10 protein-coding genes and 1 pseudogene are annotated in these 14428 nt (G+C 41.0%); 6 read left to right on the plus strand and 5 right to left on the minus strand.

Annotation, left to right across the window (positions count from 1 at the left end; translation table 11 throughout):
• The first annotated feature begins 67 nt into the window (after positions 1–67).
• Positions 68–910, plus strand: a complete 843-nt coding sequence (locus tag ODQ17_RS02875) for a class I SAM-dependent methyltransferase (RefSeq protein WP_322901628.1) — start codon at positions 68–70, stop codon at positions 908–910.
• A gap of 55 nt (positions 911–965) precedes the next feature.
• Here ODQ17_RS02875 and ODQ17_RS02880 read toward each other — a convergent pair whose 3' ends face one another.
• Positions 966–2279, minus strand: coding sequence for an alpha/beta fold hydrolase (locus tag ODQ17_RS02880; RefSeq protein ID WP_322901630.1), 1314 nt, complete (start codon positions 2277–2279; stop codon positions 966–968).
• 299 nt (positions 2280–2578) lie between these two features.
• Here ODQ17_RS02880 and ODQ17_RS02885 point away from each other — a divergent pair, with 299 nt between their 5' ends.
• Positions 2579–3844 carry a glutamate-5-semialdehyde dehydrogenase gene (locus ODQ17_RS02885; RefSeq protein WP_322901632.1) on the plus strand — a complete coding sequence of 422 codons (1266 nt, stop codon included), beginning with the start codon at positions 2579–2581 and terminating at the stop codon, positions 3842–3844.
• Between the two features lie 74 nt (positions 3845–3918).
• On the opposite strand, the gene ODQ17_RS02890 is transcribed toward ODQ17_RS02885, so the two are convergent.
• From ODQ17_RS02890 to edd, 4 genes are all read right to left on the minus strand, one after another.
• On the minus strand, positions 3919–4431 hold the full coding sequence (locus tag ODQ17_RS02890) for a gluconokinase (RefSeq protein ID WP_322901634.1): 513 nt from the start codon (positions 4429–4431) through the stop codon (positions 3919–3921).
• 17 nt (positions 4432–4448) lie between these two features.
• Complete coding sequence (locus ODQ17_RS02895; protein ID WP_004794740.1) at positions 4449–5807, minus strand: GntT/GntP/DsdX family permease; 1359 nt, start codon at positions 5805–5807, stop codon at positions 4449–4451.
• 186 nt (positions 5808–5993) lie between these two features.
• A complete protein-coding gene (gene eda, locus ODQ17_RS02900; RefSeq protein WP_005302210.1) occupies positions 5994–6623 on the minus strand; it encodes a bifunctional 4-hydroxy-2-oxoglutarate aldolase/2-dehydro-3-deoxy-phosphogluconate aldolase in 630 nt (209 codons plus the stop codon).
• 20 nt (positions 6624–6643) lie between these two features.
• Positions 6644–8497: a phosphogluconate dehydratase gene (gene edd, locus ODQ17_RS02905; protein WP_322901637.1), complete on the minus strand. Its 1854-nt coding sequence runs from the start codon at positions 8495–8497 to the stop codon at positions 6644–6646.
• Positions 8498–9156: 659 nt separating this feature from the next.
• Between edd and ODQ17_RS02910 the strand changes: the two are divergent.
• The 4 genes and pseudogenes from ODQ17_RS02910 (at position 9157) to ODQ17_RS02925 (ending at position 14404) form a co-directional block, all read left to right on the plus strand.
• A pseudogene (locus ODQ17_RS02910) lies at positions 9157–9277 on the plus strand (hypothetical protein).
• Positions 9259–10461, plus strand: a complete 1203-nt coding sequence (locus tag ODQ17_RS02915) for an acetate/propionate family kinase (protein ID WP_322901638.1) — start codon at positions 9259–9261, stop codon at positions 10459–10461. Before ODQ17_RS02910 ends, ODQ17_RS02915 begins: the two are co-directional and overlap by 19 nt.
• Before the next feature lie 41 nt (positions 10462–10502).
• Entirely contained in the window at positions 10503–12647 is a 2145-nt protein-coding gene (pta, locus tag ODQ17_RS02920) for a phosphate acetyltransferase (RefSeq protein ID WP_322901640.1), read from the plus strand.
• Positions 12648–12877: 230 nt separating this feature from the next.
• A complete protein-coding gene (locus ODQ17_RS02925; RefSeq protein WP_002115045.1) occupies positions 12878–14404 on the plus strand; it encodes a fumarate hydratase in 1527 nt (508 codons plus the stop codon).
• Positions 14405–14428 lie beyond the last annotated feature (24 nt).

Here is a 14428-nt window from a genome sequence, read left to right on the forward strand (position 1 = left end):
TTTATTTGACTGATGGTCTCGATCATCAGTCAAACCACACAAAAACAATAAATCGAGCTCAGGACGAATGACACAACAACTTTCAAAACACCGCCACATCTCTTTTACAGCCCATTATACAGGCTATATCTGGTATCAAATGGGGATCTCTCATGAAGCATTTGCCACTACCAAAGGCAAATCACTGGCGTATTTAGTTCATCCAATAGAATCTTGGGCTGAGAAATATGTCGGCGGCAGCATGCGCACGACGCTCAAACAACGTCACACCATGCTTGATCATCACTTAGAACAACTCATTCAAGAAAGTCCTGATTTACAAGTTCTAGAAATAGCATGTGGCCTGTCTCCACGTGGCTGGTGGTTTAGACAGCATTACCCTTTGATTACCTATCGGGAGCTTGATTTACCCGATATGGCACAAACCAAACAAAATGCGTTACAACAAATTGAAAAAAATGCACCTGAAGTTTTATCAGTTGATTTATTTACCGAAGCTTTTGCACAAGCATTTGAAGTATTTGACCCGAACCGCCCATTGGTTGTGATTAGTGAAGGTTTAATTAATTATTTTGATAAAGATTTATTAAAACAGCTGATTCAATCGATTGCACACTATGGTTCGTCTTTTAAAAATTTTCATTATTTAACGGATCTCTACCCTGAACCAGTTAAAAATAAACTTGCCAGTATTATCTGGAATAGCAGTAAATTATTGAAATTAATGTCTCGAAGCTCGTTTAGTTTTCACTTCAAAAGTCCCAAAGAAGTTGAAGACTTTTTTAAAGATACAGAGTTCGATCAAGTTAGCGTGGAACAACCACAAATTTTCTTTGGACAAGCGTCTCAATATAGTCATGAGCAACATTTAGGTGACTTGGTCTGGACTATTCACGCACAAACAAAATAACCAATATAAAAAATGGAAGCTCGACATCAACGAGCTTCCATCTATAACTATATTATTAAGCTGCTTGTTTTTGACGAGCAATAAAACGGCTTAAACGATCAGCAAGTTCGAAACTACCATGTTTAAATAAAGCTCGAATACCCTGCTCTGTACTTTCAAAAATTAAGCACTCAATTGCAAAGGTACCTTCTTCATCTTCTAAATGCAGTGCCAAGTCACGTGGATGGTCATTCACAAAATCAAGCTGTGAAACATCATCCATTTTTAAATACATACCAAAGAAAGTGACATCAACAATCGTTACAGGTACCTCTACATCAGACTCTCGGTGAGTAAGTTGGGTTTTTGGCTGCAAAACCCGAACTCGCTCTTCCCCACGGCGCTCCATCTTTTGCATTTGTTCACGTGTCATAGGAATAATGCCATCCAAATTTTGGATAGATTCACCTTTTAAAAATGAAGTGAACAAACTCATGGTTTCTTTACGACGCTGCAACTGTGGCACATGGTCCGCATTTGCAATAAGGGCAAATTCCATATCTGGGCATTGCAAAGCAAAATTCGCATTTTCATGAGGCAGAGTAAAACTATCGTACTGCCCTGCTGCAACCAGCGTTTTACACTCTGGAATGGGTACATCAGTTAACCGCAAAAGACGATTACAGTTAATTTCATAACGTTCTCGCTCTGTACCCGTAAACTCAGCCATTTGCCTAAAAAATAATTTTTTGGCTGTTGGTGACATGCGGGTTTTATCTAATTTTGCATGATTAACTAAATATAAAATTACAGCTTGCCCAAACTCTTCCATGCGGTTTTCTTGCATGAGCTTGAGCGACTCTTCCAAAATCATTCGCCAACTTTTTCGGGTCTTTTGCATAACCCCCATCAAAATCATGCGATCCATTAATTCTGGACGATGATAAGCAAAACAAGAAGCAATCACTGACCCTAAAGACATTCCCATTACAGAAACTTTTTGTAGTCCAACAATATCTAACCAGCGACCCAACATTTTAGACAAATCAGGTAGCTCTAAAGTACCTGCTGATACTCCTGTGTCCCGATTGGTAATTTGCTGATTTGCGCCCATAGAAGGTAAATCAATTAATATGACCGGACCGCTTTCAAACAATTGTTCAACACAATATTTATAAGAATTAAAATTCTGGAAAGCTCCGCCCACAATCACAATTGGCGTATTGTGAATCGTTTTTGGGTCGGCAATTGCCATATATTCAATTTTCCAGCCGTCAATCCATGTGGTACGAGCAGGTTGTTTAAAACTATCTCTATGGTAGATATCGAAAAAGCCAAAACCGGCATAAGCTTGGTTGATCTCCGAATCCATTTGAATAATGGAATTCATATCCTTGCTTCCTCCTTGCTGTAATTTTTTTATGCTGCAAGAGTTCCTTCTTGAACACGTAATCTTTTATGCACAAAACTTTAAAATTTGTATTAGTTTGTATTGCACAATAACATTCTAAACAATTGTGTGAAATATACGCAATCGCTCAAATGACCGCTCATCTTGTTTAAGTCGCTAATAGTTTGCAAAATATTTAAATGTTTTTTTATGGCGGTCACATTTTTCAAAAAAAGCCATTCATTGTTCCGCATTTGACTGCTACTATCTTACTCATTGGTAAATGATTAAAAAATGCTATGCAAGATTCAATTGAACAATATATGCAAACAGTCGGGCAACAAGCACGTCAGGCCTCTCGTATCCTTACAAGTGCTTCTACCTCACTAAAAAACCATGCACTCTCTGCTATTTATACTGCTTTAGAAAATAATCAGGCAGCAATTTTGGCAGCGAATCAAATCGACATGGATAAAGGTCGTAGCAATCAGCTCGACAGCGCATTGCTTGATCGTCTTGAACTTACGCCCGCACGTTTTAAAGGAATGTTGCAAGGTCTAAAAGATGTGATTGCTCTTGTCGATCCAATTGGGGAAATTACGGATCTTGCATATCGCCCCACAGGCATTCAAATTGGAAAAATGCGTGTGCCTTTAGGTGTTGTTGGGATGATTTACGAATCACGTCCAAACGTAACCCTTGAAGCTGCATCTTTAGCCATTAAATCGGGCAACGCCATTATTTTACGTGGTGGTTCAGAAGCACTTGAGTCAAATAAAGCAATTGCTGAAGCGATTAAGCATGGCTTAAAAGTTGCTGGCTTACCTGAAAATTCAGTTCAAGTAATTAACACTTCTGACCGCGCGGCAGTTGGTCATCTCATTACCATGGCGGAATATGTAGATGTAATCGTTCCACGTGGTGGCAAAAGCTTAATTGAACGTGTCACCAACGAAGCGCGTATTCCGGTGATTAAGCATCTTGATGGTAACTGCCATGTATTCGTTGAAGCACAGGCAGACTTGCAAAAAGCATTACCGATTACATTAAATGCCAAAACACATCGTTATGGCGTTTGTAATGCGATGGAAACTCTGCTCGTTGATGAAAAAATTGCAGATGTTTTCTTACCACGCATTGCTGAACTTTATGCTGAAAAACAAGTTGAACTTCGCGGTTGTCCAGAAACACGTCGCATTTTAGGTGCTTCTGTAAAACCAGCAACAGAAGAAGATTGGTATACCGAATATCTAGGGCCAATTCTTGCTGTTAAAGTTGTTAGCGGTATTGATGAAGCAATTGACCATATCAACAAATATGGTTCACATCACACCGATGCTATCGTAACTGAAAACTACACGTTGGCTCGTCAGTTCTTGGCTCGCGTAGATTCAAGCTCAGTCGTGATTAATGCCTCAACTCGTTTTGCTGATGGTTTTGAATATGGCTTAGGCGCAGAAATTGGTATTTCTACCGATAAAATTCATGCCCGCGGTCCAGTTGGTTTAGAAGGCTTAACTTCTCAGAAATGGATTGTGTTAGGTGACGGTCAAATTCGCCAATAACCAATTTAACAATTCAAAAAAACGCCTGATCAATATCAGGCGTTTTTATTTTTATCATTTAAAAGTTTCTATGATTATTCTTGGCAGACATCACTAACTACACCAAGTTGTTGCATGACTTGTGCAACAATCTGTTCAGGTGTCAAAGCAATATCAATCGTTATTGCTTCATGAAGATCCGGTTCTTCTAATGTATCTAGCTGAGTTTGTAACAATGATGGGTCAAAGAAATGGCCTGATCTTGCTGCAAGTCTTTCCTGTAATAACTCATAAGAGCCTTTGAGGTAGACGAACTTAACATTCTGATCTTGCCCTCTTAAAATATCGCGATACATGCGTTTTAAAGATGAGCATGTAAATACAGCTGTTTGACCATCTCTTTGTTTGGTTTCAATCACCTGACGAATCGCCTGCAACCATGGCAGACGATCATCATCAGTTAAAGGAATCCCTTGGCTCATCTTACTTTTATTTGCAGCCGAATGAAGCGTATCACCGTCGAGAAATTCACAAGCCAAACGCTCTGATAACAACTCACCAATGAGGGTTTTACCTGTTCCACAGACACCCATTGCAATCACAATCATGGATTACTCACCTTTAATTATAAAATAGTGCTAAGCAGTAGCGTGAAAGATAAACCCAATACTGAAATGATCGTTTCCAATACTGACCAAGTCTTGAGTGTCTGCCCCACGGTCATACCAAAATATTCTTTGATTAACCAAAATCCCGCATCATTTACATGTGAGAAAACCAATGAACCTGAACCTGTAGCAAGTACTAAAAGTTCTGGCCTAACAGCGACACCAGCTGTAGCTGCAATTGGAGCAACAATACTACATGCTGTAGCCATAGCCACCGTTGCAGAACCTGTCGCCAAACGAATCAGTGCTGCAACAAACCAACCCAACAATAACGGCGATAAATTTGCTTTTAAAGCTGTGGATACGATCTCATTAGAAATCCCTGTGTCACGTAAAATGCCACCAAAACCACCACCAGCACCAACAATCAACATAATTCCAGCAATAGAAGCTAAACATCCGCCGCAGAATTTTTCAATTTGTTCACGGTTAAAGCCTTGCATCGTACCAAAAGTAATAAAGCTGACCAGTACAGCAATAAGCAATGCGATATCAGAAGTACCAATGAAACGTAGTAAATCATTTGCGAAAGTCTGTGGAGCAAAGAACAGATCTGCCCAACTTCCGATTAACATCAACACTACTGGCAGCATAATCGTAAATAAGGTAATCCCAAAGCTTGGCAACTCACGAGTTCTATTTGTATCTGCTTCAATAAATTGTTTTGCTAACGGGTTATTTTCAGGCAATTTGACGTACTTATTAATCCAAAGTGCATACAATGGCCCTGCAACAATTGCTGTTGGTACACCGACGATTAAACTGTAAGCAATCGTTTTACCAATATCAGCATGGTAGGCTTGTACTGCTAACAATGCCGCTGGATGTGGTGGAATTAAGCCATGCACAACAGATAAACCTGCAACCATTGGCAAGCCAACAACCAGTAAAGATTTACCAGTTCGTTTAGCAATGTTGAACGCAATTGGAATAAGTAGAACAAAACCTACTTCGAAAAATACGGGAAGACCAACAATAAGCGCAATAAACATCATGGCCCAGTGAATATTTTTCTCACCAAACCATTTAATTAAGGTAATTGCTATTCGCTCAGCACCACCAGACTCGGCCATCATTTTTCCGAGCATCGTTCCCAGTGCGATTACAATCGCAAGGTGGCCCAAGGTTTTACCAGTACCAGCTTCGTATGATTTAACAATATCGCCCATTGGCATGCCAACAGCCAAAGCCAAACCGAGTGAAACAATAATAAGAACAAGAAATGGATAAATTCTGAACTTCGCGATCATGACAACCAATGCAATAATCGCGATTACAGTGTAGATAAGCAACATGCCACCCTGAACGGTCTCCATGTGATACTTCTCCTTGGAATAATGCTATTTAGGCACACTGCCCAAACAAAGGTCTTCAACCACAGTAATTCCTACTGTTAAGACACTAAATTTTTATATTTAGGTGTGACCAGCACAAACTGGCCACCTCAATACAGCCTTAAAGTACATAGAATGCACTTCATTTTTTATAAATATTGACTACATTTACAGTGCTCTCAACTGACTCGCAATTTGCGCTAAGCGAGTAATTTCAGCCCAATCTTGTGCAGCTACAGCAGCTTTAGGCGTTAACCATGAACCACCTACACACACTACGTTTGGTTGCTTTAAGAAATCTGGCGCTGATTCTGCCGTAATTCCGCCAGTCGGGCAAAAACGTAAGTTTGGAAATGGACCATAAAATGCTTTTAGCATCTCAACTCCACCTGCCTGTTGAGCTGGGAAGAACTTCACAATCTCATAACCCAACTCAATCGCCTGAATCAGATCACTTGGTGTCATCACACCCGGTAATAAAGGTAAGCCAGCATCTTGTGCAGCCAAATGCAGATCTTTAGTCAAACCAGGAGATACACCAAATTGAGCGCCTGCTTTTTTAGCTTGAGCACAATGTTCTGGCTTGGTAATCGTCCCCACCCCCACCACAATGTCATCCGCCAATTGGCTCGCACGCTCAATAGCAGCAAGACCTGCAGCGGTACGCAATGTAATTTCAAGGACTTTTACACCACCTGCATGCAACGCACGTGATACATCTTCACCTTGCTCAGCAGAATCAAATGCCAATACAGGAATGACTGGGCCTAATTTGACGATATCTTCAATTTTAATCATTATTTTTCAGTTCCTTTGACTCAAATCTGCTCTGGTGAAGTTTCACCAACCAATGCACCAAATACAGATGCTCCATGTTCAGCTGGCGCAGCAGCAGCACGGAAAACACCAAATAATTCACGGCCAAAGCCAACTTCGTTTTCTGCCTGATGTTCTGGCTGTGCAACAGGGCGCGACTGCCAAGTCTGCTCATCTATTTCAACATCAAGTACGCCAGCCTCAGCATCAATAATCAACATATCGCCTGTTTGAACTTTAGCAATCGGCCCATTTAGTAAGGCTTCTGGAGATAAATGAATCACCGCAGGAACTTTGCCTGAAGCACCAGACATACGCCCATCAGTAACTAAAGCAACGTGGAAACCTTGATCTTGTAAAACACCCAACACAGGCGTTAAGCGATGCAATTCAGGCATGCCGTTAGCACGTGCACCTTGGAAACGAACAACTGCAATAAAATCTCGGTATAACTCACCACGATCAAACGCTGCTTGTACCGCTTCTTGAGAATCAAACACGATTGCTGGAGCTTTAACTTTACGGTGCTCTGGCGCAACAGCAGAAATCTTGATAACACCACGACCAAGGCGACCTTGCATCAAACGCAAGCCACCATCTGGTTGAAACGGCTCATCAATACTACGTAGAACCTTGTCATCAAGGCTTTGAACCACACCATCAACCCAAGTGAGCTTACCATCAATCAATTTCGGTTCTTTGGTGTAATGCTGCAAACCTTTACCAGCCACTGTCGTTACATCGTTATGCAACAAGCCTGCTTCAAGTAAGTTACGAATGAGGAAAGCAACCCCACCCGCAGCTTGGAAATGGTTTACATCGGCCTTACCATTTGGATAGATTTTTGCGAGCAATGGAACAACAGCCGACAACTCGTCGAAGTCATCCCAGTCAATCAAGACGCCAGCAGCGCGAGCAATCGCAATCAAATGCAAAGTATGGTTGGTTGAACCACCTGTAGCGAGTAATGCCACGATGCCGTTTATAATTGCTTTTTCATCAACAACATGACCAATCGGCGTGTAGTTTCCACGCTCAACTGTTAAATCAAGTACACGAATCGCAGCTTCTGCGGTAAGTGCATCACGTAATGGTGTGTGAGGATGAACAAATGCAGCGCTTGGCAAATGCAAGCCCATGACTTCCATCAGCATCTGGTTACTGTTGGCTGTACCGTAAAAAGTACAAGTCCCTTGTCCATGATAAGCAGCTGACTCAGCTTCTAGCAAAGCATCTCGGCCAACCTGACCCGTTGCAAATTGCTGGCGAATTTTGGCTTTCTCATCGTTAGATAGCCCACTCGTCATTGGGCCAGCTGGCACAAAAATAGTAGGTAAATAGCCGAACTGCAAAGCACCAATGAGTAAGCCTGGTACAATCTTGTCGCAAACACCCAGACACAAAGCTGCGTCAAACATGTTATGAGACAATGCAATCGCTGTGCTCATTGCAATCGTTTCACGAGAGAACAATGAGAGTTCCATACCAGCATTACCTTGGGTAATACCGTCACACATCGCAGGAACACCACCTGCAAACTGTGCCACGCCACCATTTTCACGAGCGGCTGTTTTAATTAAATCTGGAAATGTTTTATAAGGTGCATGAGCCGACAACATTTCGTTATATGACGACACAATACCAATATTTGGTTCACGACCTACTTTAATAATTAATTTTTCATTGTCATCCATGCTGGCAAAACCATGAGCCAGATTGGCACATGAAAGTGCCCCACGAGCAGGAAATTTGCCTTGTGCATGTTCAATACGTTGTAAATATGCAGAACGAGTTTTTTGACTACGGGCGATTACACGCTCGGTCACTTTTGCCAATATTGGATTCGGCAAGTCCATGCTGGACGCTCCTGTACAACCGGATAAGCCGGAAAAGAAAAATAGACCAAATGATATATTTTTTATGATCATTTGAAAAAAGGATGAACAATATTATTCAGGCAAAAAGCGACATGCAACCCCAGCCAATGCTGCTGTAATTGCCTCAGTACAAGCTTTAAAGGCATAACGAGTTTATATTTTAGACAAAAAACTTATTTAATATTTAGGTATATTTACAGCTAAACTAAATCTCAAAAATACGGTAAATTTATTGTAAATCAACATAATAAAATATATTTAACAATATATAAATGATGAGCTTTTCATTCTAATTTTTAGTACTTATAAATCCATATTAGGTTCTTTTTTAACGCCCTTCATACCATCAAAACTTAATTTCAATTACGTATATTATTTGTAATATATGCTTAAAATTTAACTTAAAGAACCAGCTCACTTATTCAATAAAGGTTTGGTTTCTACCATTTAAAATTCATCCTTCATTGGGGTTTGTTTTTTCATAAATATATACAAAAAACTCGTTTCTAAGCATATAAAAAAACAAGGAATACAGTGGTTAAGCTTTATACTGGACAAATATTAGTTACAAATAATTTGATGGTCGATAGTGCTTAAGTCTAATGGGCTAAAGTCTATCTTGGACAGAAAAACAACGCATGTTAAAACATGACAACCCGTTCAATCTGTATGAAAAAAATAATACATCTTGAACAGGAAGTTAGGAAAACTATTTTAAATCAGGACTTGGGTATTTCAACGTGGCTATATCAGTATTAGTTATCAATTGCGGCTCTTCATCTATTAAATACGCACTGGTTTCAGAGCGTCGTGAAGACCGTATTTACGGTTTAGCAGAAAACTTGGGGGCAGCTGACGCTCGTATTAAGGGAGTTACAGTTGGTGGTGAACCACTGGAACTTTCAATTCCTTATGCTGACCATGCCAAAGCTTTAGAAACTTTACTTGCACGTCTTGCCAACTACAAACCGCAAGCAATCGGACATCGTGTTGTACACGGTGGTAGTTTAACCAAAGCAGAATTACTCACTCCTGAAATTATTGAACGTATTCGTGCAGCAACGCCTTTGGCTCCGCTTCATAACCCAGCACATTTAATTGGTATTGATGCAACCGTACGCCTATTTCCTGAATTACCTCAAGTTGCCGTATTTGATACTGCATTCCATCAGACCATGCCACCGCATGCATACCGTTATGCAATTCCTAAGTTTTTATATACTGACCACAATGTCCGCCGTTATGGCTTCCATGGTACGAGCCATGCTTATGTGTCTGACAAAGCAAGTGAGCTCGCAGGCAACCTGAAAAAAGGTGGATGGTTAACAGCACATCTAGGAAACGGCAGTTCAACTTGCGCAGTATGGAATGGACAAAGTGTTGACACCTCTATGGGCCTTACTCCACTTGAAGGTGTGGTGATGGGAACACGTAGTGGTGACGTCGACCCAAGCTTACATAGCTTCCTTGCGAAAAACCTCGGTTGGGATTTAGCAAAAATTGATAAAGTTTTAAATAACGAAAGTGGCTTACTAGGCTTATCTCAACTGTCTAATGACATGCGTACAGTGATTGAAGCTGCTGAAAATGGTAACGAAGATGCTAGTCTTGCAATTGAAGTCTTTAGCTATCGCCTTGCAAAATCACTTGCTGCATTAAGCTGTGGCTTACCAACTTTAGACGGCTTAATTTTCACAGGTGGTATTGGTGAGAACTCAGCTTATATTCGTGAAAAAACTTTAGCTTATTTACCTCATTTTGGTTTGCAGCTTGATAAAGATCAAAACAATAACTTAAAACGTGGCACTGAAGGCCGAATCGACAATGGAACTGGTCCTCAAATTTGGGTTATTCCAACAGATGAAGAAGGTCGTATTGCTAAAGAAACTCGTCAAGTTGTTGAAGCGGCAGAAAATACAGTATCTGTAGCAAGCCTTGCTTAATTAGAGCTCAGCGAAAACTCGATATTTATTTATAGGTTTATATGAATACAATTTTATTGATTCCTACAGGCGAAGGGGTTGGCTTAACCTCTGCCTGTTTAGGCATGATTTACGCACTTGATTGTAACGGGATTAAAGCAGGCTTTTTAAAACCATTTTCTCAAGAAGACCAAGAGCATCTTGACCGAACCACTTCATTATTTGGTCATCTATTTCAAAGTAAAACTGTTCAATCTATTTCGCATGAAAAATTAACTCAGCTTATTGCCGCTGGGGAAGTAGATGAATTACTTGAAGAAGCTGTTAGTCTTCACCGTAGCGTTGCAGCAGACCACGATGTCATTATTGTGGAAGGCTTATTACCTAACGGACAAGACCACTTCGCCAGTGAACTCAACGCAAGTCTTGCACAAGCACTTGATGCAGAAGTCGTGTTGGTCAGCACAGCAGATATTCAAAATCCGAAAAAAGCCGCAGAAAAAGTAGATGCTCATTTACGTCAATTTGGCGGCGCAGTTTCAAATCGTACTGCTGGTGTACTCTTTATGCGTACCCGTGGATTAACTGAAGAAACAGCACAAATTCCTGTTGCGTTTGATCCATCGTTACGACCGACTGAAGAAATCGCAAAATTTACGACCGAACTGCAAAAATATAATCGTTATTTTGGCTCTAGCGATTTACCAATTATTGGTTTGGTTCCATTTAGTAACACGCTAAGCGTGCCAAGAACTCTCGATATTGCAAATGTCATTGATGGGCAATGGGTACATCAAGGTGAAGCAAAAACACGTCGTATTTTGCATTCGAGTTTAATTGCTTCAAGCATTGAATATGAACTGAATAAATTTATTGCAGGCGAATTGATTATTAGCGCATCTGAGCGTACCGACGTTTTACTCGCAAGTAGTTTAGCAACTAGTAATGGTATTCCTCTGGCGGGTTTAGTACTTACAGAACGAGAAGCTCCAGCACCCGAGCTTTTAGAGTTTTGTCAAAGTGCGATTAAACAAGGGTTGCCGATTTTACATACCCGTTTAAACACACTTGAAACCGCTCAGCGTTTATCTAATTTTGGTAATGAAATTCCAACAGATGATACTGAACGTGCTGAGCAAGTGACCCGATTTGTTTCAAGTCATATTGATGTTGAATGGCTTAAACAGCACAGCAACAATGCTGCCACCCCTCGCCTGTCGCCATCGGCTTTCCGTCATGAACTGGTACAAAAATCGATTGCCGCGAAAAAACGAATTGTACTACCTGAAGGTGATGAACCGCGCACCATACAAGCTGCAGCAATTTGTCAGGCACGTGGTATTGCTGACTGTATTTTGCTAGCTAAACCAGATGTCGTACAGGATGTTGCAAAAGCACGTGGTATTGAATTACCTGCTGAATTGGCAATTGTTGACCCTGATAGTATTCGTGACCAATACGTTGCACCAATGGTTGAGCTACGTAAAGGTAAACTCAACGAACTTCAAGCGAAAGAACAGCTTCAAGATACTGTTGTGCTTGGCACCATGATGTTAGCCTTAGATCAAGTCGACGGTTTAGTTTCAGGTGCGGTACACACCACAGCAAATACGGTTCGCCCAGCATTTCAGCTCATCAAAACAGCCCCTGATTATTCACTGGTTTCATCAATCTTCTTTATGCTTTTACCAGATGAAGTCTATGTCTACGGTGACTGTGCGATTAATCCAGATCCAACCGCAGAGCAACTTGCTGAAATTGCAATTCAGTCGGCTGACTCAGCGAAAGCTTTTGGGATTGACCCACGTATTGCCATGATCAGCTACTCAACTGGTACTTCTGGAACAGGTGCAGATGTTGAAAAAGTACAGCAAGCAACTCAAATTGCTCAGCAACGTCGTCCTGATTTACTGATTGATGGTCCACTTCAATACGATGCAGCTTCAGTTGAAAGTGTGGGACGACAAAAGGCACCAGACTCACGCGTCGCTGGCCGTGCAAATGTATTTATTTTCCCAGATTTAAATACGGGTAATACCACTTACAAAGCAGTACAGCGTGCTGCAAATGTTGTGAGCGTTGGACCAATGCTGCAAGGCCTAAACAAGCCTGTTAATGACTTGTCTCGTGGAGCATTGGTAGATGACATCGTCTTTACCATTGCATTAACCGCAATTCAGGCAGAACAGCAAGCAGCTGCCAAATAATTAATATAATTTTAACCTTTACTACCTCTCGCCATTTGATGTCCGCTCAAATGGCTTTTTTTATTTTAGTCATTCAAAAATAAATAATTTTCCGATTTCTGAAATTTAAATCACTTCAATATGTTCTTATGCGACTTTCGGTCAAAAGATCAACCAATCTCCCACAACACTGTCTTTTTGTCATATAATTTAGCCCGCTAGCTAACAGCCCGCTCAAGAGATTTTCTGGTATGACAACGATTATCAAACAAGATGACTTGATTACATCGATCAAGGACGCCCTACAGTTTATTTCGTACTATCACCCGCAAGACTTTATCCAAGCGATGAGCCGTGCTTATGATCGCGAAGAAAACAAAGCCGCAAAGGATGCAATTGCACAGATTCTAATTAACTCTCGCATGTGTGCGGAAGGTCATCGTCCAATTTGCCAAGACACTGGTATTGTTAACGTTTTCCTTGAAGTGGGCTTAGATGTTAAATTTGATTTAACAATGAGCTTAGACGATGCGGTAAACGAAGGTGTTCGCCAAGGTTACCTTGAAAACAGCAACGTTCTTCGTGCATCTGTACTTGCTGACCCAGCATTTGGTCGCAAAAATACAAAAGATAATACCCCTGCTGTAATTCACTACAAACTCGTTCCGGGTAATAAAGTAGATATTACTGTTGCTGCTAAAGGTGGCGGTTCAGAAAACAAATCTAAACTTGCAATGCTTAACCCATCTGACTCGATTGTTGACTGGGTTCTTAAAACTGTTCCAACAATGGGTGCAGGCTGGTGTCCTCCAGGTATGCTCGGTATTGGTATTGGTGGTACTGCTGAAAAAGCCATGATGCTTGCTAAAGAAGCACTCATGGAAGAAATCAACATGGACGAATTACTTCGCCGTGGACCAGAGAACAAAATCGAAGAACTTCGTATCGAAATCTTTGAAAAAGTAAACGCACTTGGTATTGGTGCTCAAGGTCTTGGTGGTTTAACGACTGTTCTTGATATTAAAATCAAAGACTACCCATGTCACGCTGCTGGTAAACCAGTAGGTATGATTCCTAACTGTGCTGCTACTCGTCATGCTCACTTCCAGCTTGATGGTACAGGTGTAGCTCATATTCAAGCACCAAAACTTGAAGACTACCCTTCAGTAACTTGGGACTCTTCACAATCTAAGCGCGTAAACCTTGATACCATTACTCAAGAAGAAATGGATTCTTGGAAACCGGGTGATACATTACTTCTTAGCGGAACAATGTACACAGGTCGTGATGCTGCGCACAAACGTATGGTTGAAATGATCGACAACGGTGAAGAATTACCAGTTGATCTTAAAGGTAAATTTATTTACTACGTTGGCCCAGTTGATCCAGTAGGTGATGAAGTCGTTGGTCCTGCTGGTCCTACAACTGCAACACGTATGGACAAATTCACACGTAAAGTACTCGAACATACTGGTCTATTCGGTATGATTGGTAAAGCTGATCGTGGCCCTACAGCAATTGAAGCAATCAAAGACAACAAAGCAACTTACTTAATGGCAGTTGGTGGTGCGGCTTACCTCGTATCTAAAGCTGTTCGCGAAGCTGAAGTTGTTGCGTTTGCAGACTTAGGCATGGAAGCAATCTATAAATTCGTAGTTGAAGATATGCCTGTTTCTGTTGCAGTTGATGTAAACGGTACTTCAATTCACGCAGTAGCTCCAAAAATCTGGCAAGCGAAAATTGGAAAAATTCCAGTAGTCGATGCAGCAGCTGGCTAATCAAGAAAAGCACCGAATTCGGTG

The organism is Acinetobacter sp. IRS14, assembly GCF_034650275.1.
GTDB classification, from domain to species: Bacteria; Pseudomonadota; Gammaproteobacteria; order Pseudomonadales; family Moraxellaceae; genus Acinetobacter; species Acinetobacter oleivorans.